Below are 19,950 nucleotides of genomic sequence, written 5' to 3'. Positions count from 1 at the left end.
TTTTAAAAATTTATAAAACTGAAAAATCTTCATCAACAGGATCGCAAATCAACATATATCCTGGTGAGTGAGTAATCATAATTTCAGGCTTAGATGTCATAGCAATAGATTGAGGTGTCACTCCGCATGCCCAAAATACCGGAATTTCTCCCTCTTTAATTTCTGAAGCTTCTCCAAAATCCGGTTTATCAACATCTTTAATACCGATTAAAGACGGATCTCCCACATGAACTGGAGCGCCATGTACTGAAGGGAATCTGGAAGTAACAGTTACCGCCCTTACAACCTGATCATAAGGTACAGGCCTCATAGAAACTACCATTTTCCCATGGAACATTCCCGCAGGAGTTGTTTCAATATTTGTAAGATACATTGGTACATTGTGATTGTCTTCAATATGTCTAACAGGTATTCCTGCATTTAGCATTGCAGATTCAAAGGAAAATGAGCAGCCTATTACAAAGCCTACCATATCATCTGTCCAGTATTTTTCAATATCTGTAACTTCTTCTACAAGTTCTCCCTTTTTATATACTCTGTACTTTGGAATGTCATACCTTAAGTCTCCTCCCTTGGCCATTAACTTCGGCTCAGGGTCACCAATGTCTGTAACGTCTAAAATCGGACAAGGCTTAGGATTCCTTTGAGCAAATATTAAAAATTCAAAAGCCACATCCTTTGGTAAAATTGCAAGATTACCTTGAATATGTCCCTTGCTTATTCCTGAAGTTGGAACAATTAGTTTATTTTCTCTAATTAAAAGTCTAGCTTCCTGCGGCGTCAATTTTGATAAGTCCTTAATTTTAATCACCTACTTTAATGAGTCAATAGCTGCAAGGATTTTATTTTCATACTTCACATATAAATCCTGTGCATCCTTAAGTTCTATTCTTTCAAAACATATTTTATTTAAAGCCCCCATTTGAGCTACCTTGCAAATATCTTCCTTTATTATAGTACCTATTTTCGTATAGCCTCCCGTAGTCTGTCTGTCGGCCATTAAAATAATGGGAAGTCCATCTGAAGGTACTTGCACTGCACCCATTACCGTTCCGTCAGATACGATGTCCGCTCCGCCCTTTGATTCCAAAGATACTCCTTCAAGCCTTATTCCCATTCTGTCCATACTTTTGGAAATCGTATAGCCTCCTGATCTGAACAGCTTATTAATTCCCCTATCTGTAAAGTAATCGTCTTGAGGTCCAAGTACTACTTTAAGAACGTTAAACTTATCAATTATAGCGTGGAAGATAGGATCTAAAACTTTTCCCGCAGTTGCTTCTTTATTCACTATAATATTTAATTCGTCCTTTGATTTTAAAGGTCTTCCCTCATATCCGCCCATCTTACTCTTTACAAAAGTGGACTTACTTTCATTTACTACAGGTACGTCAATTTCGCCGCCAAAGGCAAGATAAGCCCTAACTCCATTTTTAAGTTTTCCAAAGGAAAGAGTGCTTCCCGCTTTTACCAGATGACTTTCATACATATTAACAGGCTTGTTGTCTATTTTAGGGCTCATATCAGCTCCTGTGACTGCTATTACAATATCATCTTCAAATTTTAAAGTTGGACCGAAATATGTCAGTTCAAGAACTGCTTCTCCTCTTTTATTTCCCACCAAGGCATTTGCCATTTCATAGGAGTATTCATCCATAACGCCTGCCACAGCTATTCCAAACTTTTGATATCCTATTCTACCGTAATCTTGTACTGTAGTATAAATACCCGGAATTATAACTTTCACATTAGCCATTGAGTTCACCCCTATCTACCTCTTTAATACTTACTTTGTACCCGCCTTGGTCAACTAAGCTTTTAATTCTATTAAATTCCTTTTCGTCTATTTGAACGTATCTAATATAATCTCCGGCATTTATAAATACAGGCGGATCATTTTTTTCATCATAAAGCTTTAAAGGCGTCCTACCAATAAGCTGCCATCCCCCCGGTGATTCTGAAGGATACATTCCCGTTTGAGCTCCTGCTATTCCTACGGAACCTCCGGGAATTTTTAGCCTAGGAGTCTTTAATCTTGGAGTAGCTATTCTCTCGTCCATTCCTCCAAGATAGGTAAATCCCGGCGCAAACCCAAGCATATATACTAAGTAGTCTGTTCCTGTATGAATTTTTATAACTTCCTCTTGAGAAAGTCCGGCGTTTTCCGCCACAAATTCTATGTCCGGTCCATACTCTCCTCCATATATAGTTGGAATTTCTATAATTTTTACTTTCCCCTCTGTTGCATCGCTGTCAAATTCTTCAAAGGTCTTTAATTTTTTAATTAGCTCATCATACTTAATTTTTATTGGATTGTAATTTATAGTTATGGACCTATAGGTAGGTACCAACTCCACAATTCCGTCAATTTTTGCAGCATCAATTTTATCAATTGTACTTCTAATTCTCGCATTTATTTCCTCTGAAATTTCATTTCCAAATTCCATAATAATTGCGCTATCACCGGCAACTAAGTATTTCACATCTTTATACATTTGTTACCTCCTAAAATAATTTGGACATACTAGCTCCAAATGAAGTTACTCCCACATATGCAGAAATTATAACAACTATCCATCCCAACCAGAACAGTACATTTGAATGTTTATAATCTCCAATTATACTTTGTTTTTTACTTGCAATTAACATTACAGCAAGAGTTATCGGAAGTATTAAGCCGTTAACTGCTCCTACTACAACAAGTACTGTTTGAGGACTTCCAACTACTATTGAAACCACTGTGGATATAACTATAAAAATAATAGTTACTAAGTTTTCATTTTGCTCTATAGGTCTGAATAAAGTCTTTAGGAAAGATACGGAAGTATAAGCCGCTCCCACTACAGACGTTGCTGCAGCTGCAAGCATTACCAAACCGAATATCTTATATCCCACTTCACCTGCACCTATTCTAAAAGCAGATGCTATTAAGTTGTCGGGGTCCAAAACTCCGCCTGCAGTAATAACTCCAAGAACAGCTAGGAATAGTAATACTCTTACTATTGCAGTAACTCCGATTCCCATCATTGCAGATTGGTTTACCTGATTTAAACTGTCCTTACCTGTAATTCCGGCATCTATAAGTCTATGTCCACCTGAGAAAACTATATAGCCTCCCACTGTTCCTCCAAGAAGTGTAAGGATTCCGTTACGAGTTGCCATAATATCCTTAGGAGCAACTGCTCTTAAAGCAGCTTCAGCAACTGGAGGTTGTGTCTTTATACATACAAAACCTATTAAAATTATCATTGCAGCTCCAAGAATCTGTGTAAGTTTATCCATAGCACTTCCCGCAGATTTTGAAGAGAATATGGCAATACCTATAAGTCCTCCAAGTACAGATCCTATTCTTATATCCAAACCGAATACTACGTTAAATCCAATACCTGTTCCGCCTACGTTACCAATATTAAAGGCAAGTCCTCCTGCCGCTACTAAAAATGCAATTACATATCCAAGTCCCGGAAGTACTCTATTGGCTATATCCTGACCTCTAAGTCCGGATATTCCAATAACTCTCCAAACGTTAAGCTGAGTTACTAAACTCATAATTAAAGTTATTATAATTACAAAGGCAAAATCCGCGCCCAGTTCCTGAGTAAAGTTTGCCGTCTGTGTCATAAAACCGGGCCCTATAGCCGAAGTTGCCATTAGAAAGGCTGCTCCTAACAGGACCGATAGATTACTTTTTTTCTTTTCGCTCATTTTGTCACCTCTTATATAAATTTATCAATAGGAGCTATTTCAATTCCAGCTTCCAATAGACCTTCTTTTATTTCCTTTACAAATTCTATTGCCTTTGGATTGTCCCCATGAACACAGATAGAATCCGCTTTTATATCCATTTCCTCTCCATTTGCAGCTACTACCTTACCCTCTTTAATCATTTTTATAACTCTAGGTATGGCTTCCTTTGGATCTTTTACAAAAGCTCCCGGAAGAGAACGATTTACTAAAGTACCGTCAGGATTATATCCCCTATCTGCAAATACCTCCTCGGAAATTCTAAGCCCTCTTCTCTTTCCTTCTTTAGCTATGTAACTTCCACTTAAAACCATTAGGATAACATCTTTATCCAAAGCTTCCATTCCATCAAGTACCGCATTAGCCAACTTTTCATCTACACAGGCCTTATTATAAAATCCGCCATGCATCTTCATATGTTGAAGCTTTATTCCATGTGCTTTGGTAAAGGCCATTAAAGCTCCCGTTTGATACAACATATAACATCTTGCTTCGTCTGGAGTAATATCCAAGTTTCTTCTTCCGAATCCCATTAAATCCGGATATCCGGGATGGGCTCCAACCATTACACCGTACTCCTTTGCCATCTTTACTGTCTTGTCCATTATTAAGGGATCTCCTGCATGCCAACCACAAGCAAGGTTAATACTTGTAACGTGTTTAATGATTTCTTCATCCATACCCATGGTATAAGCTCCGAAACCCTCTCCTATGTCGCTGTTTAAATCAACATAAAAAGTCATAATATACCTCCTTATTTTTTTATGAAATCCATTTCATACTATCCATTATAACATTTTTCATACTACATTACTATAATAACACTTTTACACGTTAGAATTAAGTCCTAGTTTGTAAACCTATTTTTACAAAATGAAAACCATAGAATAAAATCTATGGTTCCTTAATCTTCATAATCAATTTTCGGCAAATTTAAATTTTTCCTTACTGCAATAATTCGAGTAATAACTACTACTAGGGCACTTCCTATTAACAAAGTGTCATAACCCATTATATTTCTAAATAATAAAAAGAAACAAGCTCCTATAAAAGAAGAAACGGCGTATATCTGCTCTTTAAATACAAAGGGAACTTCATTGGAAAATAAATCCCTAATAATTCCCCCTCCGATTCCCGTAACCATACCCACAAAAATCAAAAGAAATTTTTCATCAGTATACCCCAATTCCACAGCCGTATTTATTCCCGTAACTGTAAAGGCACCCAGACCTATGGCATCTAAAATAATCATAACATTTTCATAGCTTTTAAGTACGTCAGATTTTAAATAGTCGCTTTTGTAGTAGAATACTATAAAGAGAATAACAGAGGCGGCAACTGCCTGAAGTGCATAGGAGGAATTTCTAAACATATTGGGAGGATTTATTCCCAAAATAATGTCTCTTATACAACCTCCGCCAAGAGCCGTTACAACTCCCAAAACCACAGTTCCAAATACGTCCATTTTCTTCCTTATAGCTACCAGTGCGCCTGAAGATGCAAAGGCCAAAGTACCTATTATCTCTAAAATAATTCCTATTTTACTGTAAACTAACATCTATCCACCTGTTAAAAAGACAGTATTCTGTCCTTTAATCCGTCTACACTTTCTTCAATATAATCCGCCTTGTGAAATTGCAATTCTTCAAAGGTTCCATAGCCCCATAAAACTCCAATGGAGCGTAAACCGGACATACTTGCCCCTACAATGTCGGGATACCTATCTCCTATCATAAAAGTATTTTCTCTGCTGTTTACATCTAAATTATCCAATACATATTCAATAACGTCATGTTTTTTTATTCGGCTATTATCTAAAGTAGCTCCCCCTATAAAGTGAAAATATTCATCTAATCCGTGATTTTTTAATATTTCCACAGCTTGTACTTCAGGTTTTGACGTTGCAACTGCCAATTTATACTTTGAACTTACAATTTCCAAAAGTTCTTTCATACCCTCATAGGGTTCGCTTTCCAATTGACCTTCCTCAAAGTAATACTCCCTGAACAATTCTATAAGATATTTTGACTTATCTTTTGAAAATCCAAACTCCTTAGTAAATGTATCCATAAAGGGAGGTCCTATGAATTTTTTCAAGTCCCCTTTTTCAGGAATTTCATCGCCGCTTTTATTAAAGGCATATAATAAGCCGTTTATTATTCCCTGCGCCGAATCTACAATAGTGCCGTCTAAATCAAATAAAAATATCATATCCACCTCAAATTAATTATTATGCTCATTTTTTATCTTTAAAAAATCTTCCCCATATATATCTATCCATATTGTAGCTGTTTATATTTTCGCTTTCTTTTTCCTTTAATCTGGAATAATAGTCCATTTTATTTTTAATTAAATACAAATAAAAATCTATTCCGCTTTTTAAAGCAGGTGTTGCTTTTCTTGTCGGAAGAGGTAACTTGACTTCCCTTTCGATTTTTTCTTCTGGAGGATGAAGCTCTATTACCATCTCTCCAAAATTATTGGTTTCGTCCTTTCTTTTGATTTTCCGCTTTTTCTTATAAGGTATTATTCCATAGCTGTTTTTTATTTCAACTAGCGCATTTTCTTTTTTGACAAATTCCAACTGCAGAACTTCACTGTCTTCTTCCTCGGAAATATCAAAGGACTTTTCATTTAAACTCTTTAAGGCTTTAAAAATGTCCATGGACTTTAAAAGTAAATCTCCGTCAATGATTTTTTCAATTTGAATTTTATCGATACCTTCTAATATTTTCTTAGGCAATGGACCATAGTATCTAAAAACCTCAACTTTAATTAAACCTAAAAATCTATCCTTATCAAAATAAGTCCTGTCAGTTACCTTTGCAAGAGAATATTTCTCCCTGTAGCTTATCCAAATATAGTCATCTATACCAATATTTAAAATTAAATTGATAAATTGATTTATATCTTCTTCAATTACAATATCATCTCTAATTTTAACGGAACTTCCACTTTTGGCCTTATAATTTACAATTAAAATTTCTCTTTCAAAAAGCGTTTCATAACTTTCCTTTTCAAGTAAATTAAGCCTATATAACATAGTCCACCTCTAACTACTAAAAACCTCTTAGCACTTCCGGTCTAAAGTTTTTATTTTTCAGTGTTTCGTCTATTTGACGAATTAACATCTCTCTATCTTTATTTAAAGTTCCTCCCAAAGAAACGTAATTGGAAGCGTGGTTGGATCTGAAAATAGTTCCTTCAGAATCTACATTTTCTAAAAACAATCTCATTTCAACTAACAATTCTTCAGCATTTGGCATTTCAAACTTACCCTCTTTATAATCTCTATACAAAGGAGTATTCTGGTAAAGCCTCATAGTTAAGTAGGAAACGTAGTCGGGTTTTGTTGCTGTTATTAGCTTAGCAGTATTTATAGCATTCTGCTCCCATTTTTCCCTGCCTCCAAGTCCCACAATTATAGTAATGGAGGTTTTAAAACCAACATCTTTACATTTATCCATAGCCTTAGTGTAATCATCAACTGTAAGGCCTTTTTTAATCTCTTTGAGAATCTCATCATCGCCGCTTTCAAATCCGATATAAAGCATTTCCAAGCCCATATCATAAAGTTGTTTTAACTCTTCTATTGATTTTCGGTTAATATCTCCCGCTGTAGCATAGGCGGAAACTCTTTTTACATTTGGAAAATTATCTTTAATATACTGAAGCAATTTCAATAAATCTTCAGTCTTTAAAACTAAAGCATCTCCATCAGCTATAAATATTCTCTCAAACCTTGGAAAATATTCTCTAATTTCCTCTAAATCAGCCACTATGTCTTCAAACTTTCTAACTATAAAGGGCTCATCTTTGTACATATAACAGAAAGTACAATCATTGTGAGCGCAGCCAATAGTCGCTTGAATAATTAAAGATCTGGCCTCACTTGGAGGTCTAAATACATTTCCATAATACTTCATATCTTTCACACTCTTTCTAATCTATCTTCTTTTGTAATTTTTTCCGTGTCTTTCAAGTAAGTCATCTTTGATTTTCCATAAATCATAGGATAAATCAACCATGTACTCCTGAGGATTGTCAAGCCTTTTAACTTCCTCCCAAAGGGTATCCAATTCTTCTTTGGCATGTTGTCTAATTTCTTCCAAAGTAGGCATATCATAAATTAACTTACCCTTTTCATAAATTTGAACAAGAAGAGGCTTTGCAGTAAAGTTATAGATATTTCTTCTCTTCCAAGTATATATAGGATGGAAGATTTCATAATCCTGAGAATCATCTATTTTTTCATCATGTAACGTTATTACATCCGCAAGAGCCTTCCCACTTACATTGTCATATAATCTGTAAATTTCCTTAAAACCCGGATTTGTTATCTTAGTAACATTTTCGGAAATTTTAATAGTCGGAACCAACTCTTTGGTCTTTTCATCTTCAAAGGCCGTCAACTTATAAACGCCACCGAAAACAGGAGAACTTTTTGAAGTTATAAGCCTCTCTCCAACTCCGAAGGAATCCAACTTAGCTCCCTGTATTAAGACATTTTGAATAGTAAACTCATCTAATGAATTTGAAGCCATAATCTGAACGTCTTCAAAGCCAGCCTCATCTAACATCTTCCTTGCTTTCTTAGAAAGATAGGCAATATCTCCCGAATCTATTCTAATTCCCTTAGGCCTAAAGCCCTTCGGCACCACTACCTCATTAAAAACTTTAATGGCATTGGGAACTCCCTCTTTTAAAGTATCATAGGTATCTACTAATAAGAGACAATTGTCGGGATATATTTCCGCATAGGTTTTAAAAGCCTCATACTCAGTTTCAAAAAGTTGTACCCACGAATGCGCCATTGTTCCCAGCGCAGGTATTCCAAATATTTTTTCCGCCAAAGTATTGGCAGTTCCCTTACAGCCACCAATATAAGCCGCCCTTGCTCCAAGATTTGCTCCCGAATATCCCTGTGCCCTTCTTGAACCAAATTCAATTACAGGTCTTCCCTTGGCAGCTGAAACTATTCTATTTGCCTTAGTTGCAATCATAGATTGATGGTTAATAGTTAAAAGCACCATAGTCTCAAGTATTTGCGCTTGGATAATAGGCCCTCTTACAGTTAACAGCGGTTCATGGGGGAATACTACAGTTCCCTCAGGTACTGCCCAAACATCACATTCAAATTTAAAGTTTCTTAAGTAATCCAAGTAAGCCTCATCAAAAATTCCCTTACTTCTTAAAAAATCTATGTCACTTTCATCAAATTTTAAATTTTCCAAATATTCAATAACCTGCTCCAATCCCGCACTTATTGCATAGGAACCATCATCGGGAACAGATCTGAAAAACATATCAAATACTACAATCTTATCTTTGAAACCGGATTTAAAGAAACCGTTACTCATAGCAAACTCATAAAAATCGCAGAGAAGAGTGTAGTTGTTTTTATCATGTACATCGGTTTTCATTTGTACCACCTCACTTTTATCAATTATATAATTAAATAAAGTATGTTGCAACTTATATGATTTTACCAAACACACAAAAAAAGAGAGCCTAAGCTCTCCTTTTAAAGTCTCTATTAGTTTATCTTTGTCCAGATTTCTGTATCATCTGTTGTAGATTTTCTATAAGATTCGTGTGCATTTGAAGCATCCATTACGTTTGCATAGAACCAGTCTGATGACTTAACGTCGTTAAATGACTTCAAGCTGCTCTTAACATTTTCAAATGATTGAGTATCAGATACTCTACCAAATACAGAGTTTAGAATTGTAACCGCTTCTGCCCTTGTAATTAAATCATTTGGTTTAAATGTTCCATCCGGATAACCCTTAATAGATTGGTTTCCGTAAAGTTTTTCAATTGCTTCTTTTGCCCAGTGGTCTTTTACGTCATTGAAGTTTGTTGCACTTCCGCCAACTGTAATATAACCGGAAATCATTTGAGCAAATTCAGCTCTTGTAATCTTATTATTAGGTTTAAATGTTCCATCTGGATAACCGGAAATTAATCCCTTGTTTACCACATAGTTAATAGCTTCTGAATACCATTGGTTACTTGCGTCTGTAAACTTAGTTGTCTTAGTTGTTCCGAAGTTATCAGAGTTGTTTAGAAGTCTTGCAAACATAGTTGCCGCTTCAGCTCTAGTCATATCCCCGTGTGGTTTAAAGTTTCCATTTGGATAACCCTTAATATATGCAATTCTCTTTAAGTCGCCTTCTTTTACGCCTGTAACTGTATAAGTTATTGTATTATCACTCTTGCCGGACTCACTTGTTGTAATAGTAAGTTTTTCTCCCGCCTTAAGAGTTCTATTTGCGTAAACTGTAAACTTACCGTTTTTATCAGCTGTTGCTGAACCGATAGTTACGTTGTTGCTGTCCTTAATAGTTACCTTTGCATAATCCGCTGCAGTACCTTCGATTTTATATTCTCCGGCCTTTGCACTTGTAATTGTAGCTGCCTTTGTCTTATCTGATGTTCTTACATAGAACTTAAGTCCACTGTCATCATATACTCTACTGCTTGTTTTAATGTCAAAGTATCCGCTGCTGTCAGTCATACCGTTTCCAACTGATCTTCCGTCATACTCTACATATACTCTTGTATTCTTATAATCAGATAGACGACCTTTTACTCTATATCCGCCATCATATACATCTATTCCTGTTGGATATACTCTCTTGTCGCTTGAACTGGATGAGGAGGATCTTACATAGAACTTAAGTCCACTGTCATCATAAACTCTACTGTCGGTTTTAATGTCAAAGTATCCGCTACTATCAGTCATTCCGTCTCCAACTGATCTTCCATCATACTCTACATATACTCTTGTGTTCTTATAATTAGGTAGACGTCCTTCTACTCTATAACCACCATCAGTTACTCTTATTTTTTCCGGATATACTCTCTTATCATCTGTACTTCCATTTCCTGAAGAACTGGATAGATAGTACTTATCTGAATCAGAATATCCGTACTTTGTAGCTCTTACATAGTCGTTTCTAGAAGTACTTATACTTCCAATACGAATTTCAAAGTATCCTCTTGAATCAGCAACGTCAGATGCATATGAACTACTTGAACCATCTCTATAGAATCTTACAGTAGCTCCACCAACGTTTACTTTCCCTTTAATATAGTCACCACTTCTATAAGCATCAGTGATTTTTAAAGTATCTTTCACATCATTTTTAACATATACACTTATTTCAATTGCAGTTTTAGCTTTGTCATCAAAGTGAATTTTAAAATAATGAGTTCCGTTAGATAAATCTTCTAAATAACTTGATTTAAGAGTAACATATCTACCATCTATAGTGACTTTACTTGAAGATAATGTGTTGCCATCTTTAGTAACTTTAGTAATTTCCTTAGCAGCTAAATCTCCACTTCCTAATTTTGTAGTAATATTTACATTAGACTTATCGGCTTTATCAAAAGTATAAGATGTTTTAGATATACTTGGAGCCTCTCCTGTTGGTTCTGTTTGTACAGTAATTACAGCCTCTCCTTTATCTAGAGGATTTTCAGTAGAAGTAGCTATTAGTCTTATTATTTTTGCAGTTTCATTATTTCCTATAGTTAATTTACCATTAGCATATTTTGTAAGATTTGAAGTTCCTCCTACTACACTCCATTCCACTTCGTTCGATATGACTCCATTTATTTTTGCTGTGAAAGCTTTGCTTTCATTTGGTTTCATAGTTGCAGTTGCCGGACTGACAGTTACAACTATATCCCTTACAGTTACTGTAGCTGTATCAGATTTTGTTGAATCCTTTGCTGATGTAGCTGTCACTGTTAAAGTTTTACCTGTTTCATTTTCTCCTACTTTTAATACACCATTAGTAATTGTAGTAAGTTTTGACGTACTTCCATCTACATCCCACGTTACTGAATTAGTATCATCTCCATCTACTGTTACAGTGAATGTTGTACTACCACCTTTAACAACACTTGTTGTTTTAGGACTTATGGTTACACTATTAATAACAATTGGTTTTGTAACTGTTACTGTAGCTGTATCAGATTTTGTTGAATCCTTTACTGATGTAGCTGTCACTGTTAAAGTTTTACCTGTTTCATTTTCTCCTACTTTTAATACACCATTAGTAATTGTAGTAAGATTTGACGTACTTCCATCTACATCCCACGTTACTGAATTAGTATCATCTCCATCTACTGTTGCTGTAAACGTAGTACTTTTTCCGATATCAACATTTGCTATTTTAGGAGTAACTGTTACACTCTTAATAACAACTGGCTCTTGTGGTGGTGCTGGTGGTAATACAGGTTTTTGTGTATTGTCTGTTGCATCTGTTTTACCCGCTTCAGCTTCACTGTTTGTCACAGGTGTTTGTGTATTATTAGTTGCTTCTGTTTCATTTGCTGCAAATACATTTAATGGCATAACACTTAGCATCATTACGAATACTAGTAACAGGGATAGCCATCTTTTATTATTTTTCATTTACTATTCCTCCTTTATACAAATTAAGTAAATCCTGTTGTAATAATTATACCCTCTTAATATGACCATATTCAAGGCGATTACTAAAATTTAGATTATTTAATATGTTTGTAACAATTTGTAATGGTTTTGACTTAGGCTAAGTTCAATATTTTATTATATTAAACATCAAGGATTTTTTTATATTAATAGGTTATTTTTAGTTTCTAATTGTTTTTAATGTTTACTTTGTTTATTTTGAGGGAGGGCCAAGGGACTTGCGATTGTCCCTCATGCCCTCCCTCACACTCCCTCCCCTTACACCCTTAAACGCTTAGGTTGTTCCAACTTATAAGTTTTATTTATATGTAATACTTCTTTCTTTTTGATTAAGTTTTAAGATGCAATTTTCAACTTTTACATAGTAACTAAAGTTTTTCTTAAAAGATTTTTTTATTAAATACTTGCTCCCCCATTATAAAACTTCGCACCTAGTATACTTTTCTAAACCAAAAAAGGAGAGCTTTCACTCTCCTCTTCCTTACTCTTCTTATTCAATTTCAATTTTCTTTTTAGTAATAACTTCGGTTTTCTTAGGTACGGTAACTACTAAAAGTCCTTTATCAAGATTTGCTTTTAGTCCTTCTTCGTCAATATCTTTAAAGTACATCATTCTCTGCATCTTAGTAGATCTTCTCTCTTTGTGAATGTAATTTTTAGCCTCATCAGATTCGTCTTTTTCTTCAGTTTTTTCTGCTACTATTGTAAGTCTGCCATCATCTAAAGTTACTTCAATATCTCCCTTTTCAAATCCTGGAAGTTCAGCTTCAATTTTGTATTCTTTCTCGTCCTCTGAAATATCCACTTTAAAAGATCCAGATTTCATAGCACGTTCCGGTATAAAGTCATCGTTAAAGAAGTTGTCAATCATGTTGTAGAAATCTTCAAAATCCCTATCAAAACCTACTAAACTATTTCTTCTAAAAGGTCTTAAATTTGTCATATTAACATCTCCTAATTAATATTTTAGCACTCTCATTCATTAAGTGCTAATCACTATCTATAGTATATATCTTTGGTCAAAGAATGTCAAGAGTTTAGTAAATCTTTTTCAAAATAAAAAAACAAAGCCCTAAGCCTTGTTTTTACCATTCTTATATATCCTTACTATCTGAATTATTGCAAACCACAAATCAAAAATAATAAAAAATATGATTACATAAAGAAAAATTTTAATATATATAACTTTATAAATCTGTTCATATAGAAAATACATTAAAACTAAAGACAGGATATCACAAGCTATGGACAGAAATGTAACGTATCTTCCATAGCCGTCTTCGGAAAGTTTATTGGAATCTCTTAGTACCAAGAGAAAAAATATTCCCTGAACTGTTTTTAATGCTCCTTCATCTCCCTTTAACAACTCCTCAATCATAAGTAAGAATATAAAAATAGATGAAAGAACTAGAGGCACTGCCATAGGTTTATTTATCTTAGGTTTCACTATGTAAAGATCTTCTATTTCAAAGCTCTTTATTAATTTACCCATAATTTTTTTAGACTTTACCTCTTCCGCAATCCAAAGTGAAAGGGTTACACAGAAAAAGATACTAACCATTTCCGTTTTAAAAATATTTAAAGTATTTAAAATACTGAATTTACTTTTATTTATTAAAAAATATATCACTGTAGCTAAAACCATATTAAGGGATAGAGTCTTTAAAAGTTTAATATATATAGTATAATTTTTTCCGCTTATAAGAATATTGGACTTGCTTTCATATTTTGAAGCCAAATTATAGGGACTTCCAAATTTCAAAAGAACTTTTTCCAATTCCTCATAGCTATAATCCTCAGACAACTCCTCCGCTATAAGCTCTCTTACGTCCTTTTCAGCCCTTTTTGCGTTGTCATAAGTCATATACTTAGTAAGTTCTCTTATGTATCTATCTATAAGCTCCGCTTTTTTCATATTGCACCACCAATATGATTATAACAAATTTTTTATAAAATAAACAAAAAAGGAGCTTTTTTAGCTCCTTCTATTAATCTTCTAATACATATACTCTTACATTTCTTCTTCCGAAGTCAAGTGCTTTTTCATGTGTATTGTAGAATAAATCTATTTTATTTCCCTTTATAGCTCCGCCTGTATCCTCTGCCACACAGTATCCATAAGATGAATATCCGTCAAGTGACTCAACGTATAATTTTGTTCCCAGCGGAATTACTTTAGGGTCAACTGCAACTGCTCCCACTCTTGCCTTAGTTCCCAGCGCTGTCTTATCTCCTGCAGTCGGGTCGTAAGCTGTTGCTTCCATTGTTATTACTTTTTTAACTTTCTTTCCTTCAAGTCCCTTTATTGAAGGCGCTTCCTTAGTTCCTATTTCCTCTACCTGATCTACCGGTTCACTTACCACTTCTGAACTTAGTACATCAATTGAAACTAATTCTCCGTTTACAAAGGTATTTTGAACTGTATTTAGTTTTCTACCTTCAACACCCTTTGTAATTACTTTTGTATCGCCTTTATATAATTCGGAATTTTCTTTTTGAACTGTCTTAAAAGGTATTGCTTCTTCTTGTGTGAAGCTTTCCTTTTCTACTCTGTCTATTGAAATAGTTTGACTTGGTTCAAGTTCAACTCCAACAGCCGGTGTAAGTATATCCTCTTCATTAAAAGGTATCTTTGCCTCTTCCAAAACTTCTTCAACTGTTCTTCCTGTTGAGTTCACAATTGTGTAGTTTAAATCTTCACGAACTACGTACTCTTGAGGTTCTGAAATCATAATATCCATATCAGCTGTAATAGGTGTTTCCAATGAAGGTGTTACTACTTCACCTTCTTTTAACTCTATTCCCTCTGACTTTAAGAAGTCATCCACTGTTGAAGAATAAGTAATTATCTCTTTAGTATCTCCATCTATTATTAAGTTTACGTCTTTTCCCAGTACGGTGTTAAAACCCATGGTAACTACTGAGGACAGCAATGTTCCTACTACTAATATTCTCGCAAGTTTTCTTTTAAATCTCCCTTGTGAAATATCCATAAATTAAAATAACCTCCATAAATTAAAAATTACAATTTTGTAATTTCTGTTACTTTTTTGTAACTTTTATCTGTTTCTGATAGTATAAAGGTTATTTTTAAAAAAGTCAAATTTTTGTTACCTCTTTGTAACTTTTCTTGTAACTATTTGTCAAAGCTGTAAAAATAGACATTTGTAATTGTAACACTGTTTTAGCTGAAAGACAATAATTTTATAGCTGATGCTGTAAGACTGTAAATAAGCCATTTAATTTTCAATTATTACAATTTTATTACAATTTTAACATTTTTGTAATTATTTGAAAAATCTCTCTACCTATTCTATTTACTGTCTTTAATAAATATTTGTTTTTAAGCTTTATTAAATAATTTAAATTTTAAAAGAAAATTTCATCGATAATGAGTAGGTAAATCCACTATCGATGAATTATTTTAAGTTCTTCTTATTTTCTTTATTAAGTTATAGGTCATAGTTGCAGTAAAGCCCCATATAATTTTATCGTCATACCTATAGAAAAGCACATTGTCTCTTCCCCTTCTAAATTTATAATTTCTGCCTCTAGGAATTAATTCATAGGGAAAGTGTTTTGTATGCTTAACTTCCAAATCTAAAGTATAAGACTTCGGTTCCGTATTTAACAAGTACTCCAAGGGAACTGTAAATATAGTATCCACTTCATCCTTGCTGGGAACTATTTTATTATAATCCACATTTAATCTGCCCACTACGGAATATAAAACTGAATTATAGGGATTTACAATAAAGTCTCCTCTGGAAAAAACTTCTATTTTATTTTCAGGAAGCAAAAGTTCTTCGCTGGTTTCTCTTACAGCAGCTTTTACACAGTTTTCTCCCTTTTCGATTTTTCCTCCCGGAAAACTGATTTCTCCCGGTTGAGTATTTAAAGTCTTTGCTCTTACTTCATAAAGTATGTGGTAATTACCATCTATTTCTATAAAGGGTATGAAAACTGAATATTTATTTTTAACGTCAATGGGCTTTGGAACATTTCTCTCCAACTTTTCCCTTATCTCATCTATTCCCATAAACCCTTCACCTCCATTAATTAATTATCCTTTTTACCAATTCGCTTAATTTATTTTCTCTATATTCCTTTAAGGTAATTCCACCTGTTTCTTTTAGCTCTTTTAAAAGCTCTTCCAATTTATAAATTTTTAAATATTCAATGTTTCGTTTCTCCGCTTCTCTTTCCAAAAGTTCCGTTACCAAATCTGCATAGGTAAAGTTCCCTTTTAAATTTAACTCAGCAGCTAACTTGGGAATTATCTCCTCAAAAAGCCTTCTATACTTAGACCTTAGTTTAAAAACGCCATTTTCATCTAAATTATCAAGTTCTTCAAAAAAAACTCTCTGAATTATTTCAAAGGCCTTATCTTCCGAAAAATCCTCTATATAGTACTTTCTACCTCTTAGGGCTTTTAACTTTTTATAGGTGTCAAAATAACCTATTCTAATTAATTCATCTGCCTTTACAGGGTCAAACTCCATAGCTGTAGTATAGGTTTTTGACGGTTCAATTACTATGGCATCTTTCGGGAAGTTTAAATTTCTGATTCCCGGAGGATTTGTCCTTACAATTATAGGTTTAAGACCTAATTCTTCCACCATATTAAAAGGTATCTTATTATAGAAACCTCCGTCAAGATAGTACTTTCCATCTAAGGGTTCCAATTTAAAAACAGGCAAGTAACAACTTGCAATAATATATTTATTTAATTCGCCCCTTGGTATTTCAGATATAAACAATTCCTCCGCCTTCATATCAGTTACATTTACTGTTACTAATCCGAATTTAACTTTGGACTTTCTAACCTTTTCTTCATCTATATTCTCATTTACCAATTCTTCCAGGGGCTTTAGGGAAATACCTTTGGAATTTATAATATTTATAAAGGCGTTTTTAATAGCTTCAAAGATATCATCTTTTTCACTTAACACCTCACTTATAATTTCAGCTAATTCCTTTCCCTCTTCAGTTTCTTCATCTATAAAATTATCTAGACTTAGAGTTTCCAAAGCTTTAAGGCCTTGTCCGCTTCTCCCATAACTATTAAGGCTCCGTTAATAGAGCCTATGGATGTTCCAACCACAGCTTCAAACTCATAGCCCAATTCCTTTAGTGCAAAGTAGGCGCCTATTTGATAAGCTCCCTTTGCCCCTCCACCTTCTAATACCAATCCATACATTTTATCACTCTATTCTAACTGACTTGTACAATTTGGACATCTTGTAGCTTCCAAGTTGATTTCCGTCTTACAATAAGGACAAATCTTCGTTGTCGGATTTTCCTCTTCAGCTTTTGTAAACTTTTCTTTTAAAAGAGCCATTTGCTTAATTACAATAAATATTACAAAGGCTATAATTAAAAAGTTAACTATATTTTGAATAAAAGAACCTATTCTTATTATAGCAGCTCCCGCCGCCTCTGCTTCACTTAAACTTGCATAACTGTTGCCATCAAGAGAAATAAAAATCGATTTAAAATCAATACCGCCTATAATTTTCCCTATAATAGGCATAATTATATCATCAACAAGAGAACTTACAATAGTTCCAAAAGCGCCACCGATAATTACACCGACAGCCATATCAATTACATTTCCCTTTGATATAAAATCCTTAAATTCCGATAAAAACTTTTTCACATCTGCCTCCTAAAATTTAAGTTGTTTCACTGTTATATTATTTCTTTCAAGTAATTCAAGGGCATATTCATCCACTCTATAGGAATCTTTATAATAAATTGCAACTATTCCCGCTTGGATAAGGGCCTTAGTACAATTTAAACAGGGAAAATGAGTTACATAGGCGCTACATCCTTTAACGGATATGCCTTCCTTTGCACAGTACAACAAGGCATTCATCTCCGCATGAATAGTAGCAATACAATGTCCGTCTCTCATTGCGTGTCCTATTTCATCACACTGTGGATTTCCCGCTATTGAACCGTTATATCCTGTTGAAACTATTCTATGGTCCTTATTTACCAATACACATCCAACGAAAGCCCTGTCACAGGTAGACCTTGTAGCCACCATCTCCGTAATTTCCATAAAGTATTCATTCCAAGATTTTCTCGCCATCTATTACTTTGCCTCCTTTGCCAATTTATCTACTACTTCATTATATTCAACTCCGCTGTGAGCCTTTACTTTTATAAATATCACTTTTAAATTTTTGGATATCTCCCTATAAAAATCTCTATATTTAATAGTACCCTCTTTATTTGCCTTCCAATTTCCCAAAGCCCAATTTTCAATTCCAAAATAGTCATAATGAAGATACAGCACCTTTTTACCCAATTCAACGGCTCTTTTCATAGCATACATTGCACCTTCTATTTCGCCGGAGACATTTCTCATAGTTGCATCCTCATTATTATAAAACCTCTTTGAATGAGTTTCATAAATTTCTCCTCCGTCAAATAAAATAGCTCCATAGGAAAAACTTTTATTTGAATCGTCATAAGACCCGTCTACATAGGCTATAATTTCATCATCTCCGCACCTTCTTCGCTCTTCTTCTGCCCTATCTATACTTTCTTCTATAAAAGCCTTAGCTTCATCTAAATCGGAAAACTTCTTATATATGGCGCCGCTATAACCGCTTACCTGTTCCTTACATTCATCCCATGTGTTATATATGCCCGGTGCCTTTCCCTTTTTAACTGCGTAATAATTCATATATACTCCTTTAAATTCTTAAGATTAATACTATTATACTTCATAATATAGCTACCGTTAACTACTTAATTACACTATTAGTAATAACTCTTTTATGATATACTAAATGGGAAGATATCGTATTATAATGGAGGTATTAAATGAATACTAAACAATTTGAAAGAATTAAAAACGCAAAGGGATTTATAGCTGCTCTTGATCAAAGCGGCGGTTCAACTCCAAAGGCCTTAAAACTTTACGGAATTTCTGAAGACAGCTATAAAAACGACGAAGAGATGTTTAACCTTGTACATGAAATGAGAAAGAGAATTATAAAAAGCCCTGCTTTTACAGATGATAGAATTCTCGGAGCAATTCTGTTTAAAGTTACAATGAACTCAAAAATTGATGATATGTATACGGCCGATTACCTGTGGGAGAAAAAAGGTATAGTTCCCTTTGTAAAAGTTGATGAGGGGTTAGCTGAACTTAACAAAGGCGTTCAACTTATGAAACCTATGAAGGAATTAGATGAACTTTTAAAAAATGCCAAAGAGCGAAATATCTTCGGAACTAAAATGAGATCAGTTATAAAAGAATTAAATGAAGAAGGCATTGTTGAAATTATAGAGCAACAATTTGAATACGGTAAAAAAATTGCAGAGGCGGGATTCGTTCCTATAATTGAACCTGAAGTGGATATTAACGCTGAAAACAAGGCGGAAATTGAAGACATAGTTAAAAGAGAAGTTGTAAAACAGCTGGAAAAACTTCCTAAGGATTGCTATGTAATGTTTAAATTTACAATTCCTACAAAGGCAAATTTATATTCAGACCTCTTTGAATTTCCACAAGTTATAAGAATCGTTGCCCTTTCAGGTGGTTATACAAGAGAAAAATCAAATGAATTACTTGCTCAAAATGAAAACTTAATTGCAAGTTTCTCCAGAGCTTTAACTGAAGGTTTAAATGCCAACCAAAGTGAAGAGGAATTTAACAAGATGTTAGATGAATCCATAGAGGGAATTTATAAAGCTTCAGTAGAAAAATAATTTTAAAG

Annotated in this window: 21 protein-coding genes; 1 reads left to right on the top strand and 20 read right to left on the bottom strand. The window is 34.1% G+C overall.

Translation table 11 applies throughout. From position 1 onward, the window contains the following. Positions 1-10: 10 nt before the first annotated feature. From EF514_RS02335 to EF514_RS02240, 20 genes are all read right to left on the bottom strand, one after another. A complete protein-coding gene (locus EF514_RS02335) occupies positions 11-811 on the bottom strand; it encodes a putative hydro-lyase (protein ID WP_240648986.1) in 801 nt (266 codons plus the stop codon). Then, positions 812-1,756: a 5-oxoprolinase subunit C family protein gene (locus EF514_RS02330; RefSeq protein ID WP_127723424.1), complete on the bottom strand. Its 945-nt coding sequence runs from the start codon at positions 1,754-1,756 to the stop codon at positions 812-814. Then, positions 1,749-2,495 (bottom strand): 5-oxoprolinase subunit PxpB, encoded by a 747-nt coding sequence (gene pxpB, locus EF514_RS02325; protein WP_127723422.1) that lies wholly within the window; start codon positions 2,493-2,495, stop codon positions 1,749-1,751. The genes EF514_RS02330 and pxpB overlap by 8 nt, the downstream gene beginning before the upstream one ends. Positions 2,496-2,505: 10 nt before the next feature. Next, positions 2,506-3,705 (bottom strand): NRAMP family divalent metal transporter, encoded by a 1,200-nt coding sequence (locus EF514_RS02320; RefSeq protein WP_127723420.1) that lies wholly within the window; start codon positions 3,703-3,705, stop codon positions 2,506-2,508. Positions 3,706-3,716: 11 nt separating this feature from the next. Continuing rightward, positions 3,717-4,487 (bottom strand): LamB/YcsF family protein, encoded by a 771-nt coding sequence (locus EF514_RS02315; RefSeq protein ID WP_127723418.1) that lies wholly within the window; start codon positions 4,485-4,487, stop codon positions 3,717-3,719. 161 nt (positions 4,488-4,648) lie between these two features. Beyond that, positions 4,649-5,302 (bottom strand): trimeric intracellular cation channel family protein, encoded by a 654-nt coding sequence (locus EF514_RS02310; RefSeq protein ID WP_127723416.1) that lies wholly within the window; start codon positions 5,300-5,302, stop codon positions 4,649-4,651. Between the two features lie 11 nt (positions 5,303-5,313). Beyond that, positions 5,314-5,955 (bottom strand): HAD hydrolase-like protein, encoded by a 642-nt coding sequence (locus EF514_RS02305; protein WP_127723414.1) that lies wholly within the window; start codon positions 5,953-5,955, stop codon positions 5,314-5,316. 25 nt (positions 5,956-5,980) lie between these two features. Next, a complete protein-coding gene (locus EF514_RS02300) occupies positions 5,981-6,787 on the bottom strand; it encodes a hypothetical protein (protein ID WP_127723412.1) in 807 nt (268 codons plus the stop codon). A 16-nt stretch (positions 6,788-6,803) separates the two neighbouring features. Then, positions 6,804-7,670: a B12-binding domain-containing radical SAM protein gene (locus EF514_RS02295; protein ID WP_127723410.1), complete on the bottom strand. Its 867-nt coding sequence runs from the start codon at positions 7,668-7,670 to the stop codon at positions 6,804-6,806. Positions 7,671-7,691: 21 nt separating this feature from the next. Continuing rightward, positions 7,692-9,167, bottom strand: coding sequence for a nicotinate phosphoribosyltransferase (locus EF514_RS02290; RefSeq protein ID WP_127723408.1), 1,476 nt, complete (start codon positions 9,165-9,167; stop codon positions 7,692-7,694). Between the two features lie 113 nt (positions 9,168-9,280). Further along, positions 9,281-12,175 (bottom strand): S-layer homology domain-containing protein, encoded by a 2,895-nt coding sequence (locus EF514_RS02285; protein WP_127723406.1) that lies wholly within the window; start codon positions 12,173-12,175, stop codon positions 9,281-9,283. A 529-nt stretch (positions 12,176-12,704) separates the two neighbouring features. Continuing rightward, positions 12,705-13,157 (bottom strand): Hsp20/alpha crystallin family protein, encoded by a 453-nt coding sequence (locus tag EF514_RS02280; RefSeq protein ID WP_127723404.1) that lies wholly within the window; start codon positions 13,155-13,157, stop codon positions 12,705-12,707. Positions 13,158-13,286: 129 nt separating this feature from the next. After that, positions 13,287-14,129 (bottom strand): hypothetical protein, encoded by an 843-nt coding sequence (locus tag EF514_RS02275; protein WP_127723402.1) that lies wholly within the window; start codon positions 14,127-14,129, stop codon positions 13,287-13,289. A gap of 73 nt (positions 14,130-14,202) precedes the next feature. After that, entirely contained in the window at positions 14,203-15,207 is a 1,005-nt protein-coding gene (locus EF514_RS02270; RefSeq protein WP_127723400.1) for a 3D domain-containing protein, read from the bottom strand. A gap of 431 nt (positions 15,208-15,638) precedes the next feature. Then, positions 15,639-16,253: an NUDIX hydrolase gene (locus tag EF514_RS02265; RefSeq protein ID WP_127723398.1), complete on the bottom strand. Its 615-nt coding sequence runs from the start codon at positions 16,251-16,253 to the stop codon at positions 15,639-15,641. A 16-nt stretch (positions 16,254-16,269) separates the two neighbouring features. Beyond that, entirely contained in the window at positions 16,270-17,244 is a 975-nt protein-coding gene (locus EF514_RS02260) for a patatin-like phospholipase family protein (protein WP_127723396.1), read from the bottom strand. Beyond that, the gene (locus tag EF514_RS02255) at positions 17,232-17,414 is read right to left on the bottom strand and encodes a patatin-like phospholipase family protein (RefSeq protein ID WP_127723394.1); all 183 of its coding nucleotides are present in this window, start codon (positions 17,412-17,414) and stop codon (positions 17,232-17,234) included. The genes EF514_RS02260 and EF514_RS02255 overlap by 13 nt, the downstream gene beginning before the upstream one ends. Positions 17,415-17,423: 9 nt before the next feature. Continuing rightward, entirely contained in the window at positions 17,424-17,873 is a 450-nt protein-coding gene (gene mscL / locus EF514_RS02250) for a large conductance mechanosensitive channel protein MscL (protein ID WP_127723392.1), read from the bottom strand. Between the two features lie 9 nt (positions 17,874-17,882). Further along, positions 17,883-18,311 carry a deoxycytidylate deaminase gene (locus tag EF514_RS02245; protein WP_127723390.1) on the bottom strand — a complete coding sequence of 143 codons (429 nt, stop codon included), beginning with the start codon at positions 18,309-18,311 and terminating at the stop codon, positions 17,883-17,885. A gap of 3 nt (positions 18,312-18,314) precedes the next feature. Further along, on the bottom strand, positions 18,315-18,911 hold the full coding sequence (locus tag EF514_RS02240) for a ribonuclease H1 domain-containing protein (RefSeq protein ID WP_127723388.1): 597 nt from the start codon (positions 18,909-18,911) through the stop codon (positions 18,315-18,317). A 140-nt stretch (positions 18,912-19,051) separates the two neighbouring features. Between EF514_RS02240 and EF514_RS02235 the strand changes: the two genes are divergently transcribed. Then, positions 19,052-19,942 (top strand): fructose bisphosphate aldolase, encoded by an 891-nt coding sequence (locus EF514_RS02235; protein ID WP_127723386.1) that lies wholly within the window; start codon positions 19,052-19,054, stop codon positions 19,940-19,942. Positions 19,943-19,950: the final 8 nt, after the last annotated feature.

The organism is Anaerosphaera multitolerans, from assembly GCF_004006535.1.
GTDB lineage: Bacteria > Bacillota > Clostridia > Tissierellales > Peptoniphilaceae > Anaerosphaera > Anaerosphaera multitolerans.
The sequence above is the reverse complement of the archived record's forward strand: the minus strand, read 5'-3'. Positions and strand labels throughout refer to the sequence as shown.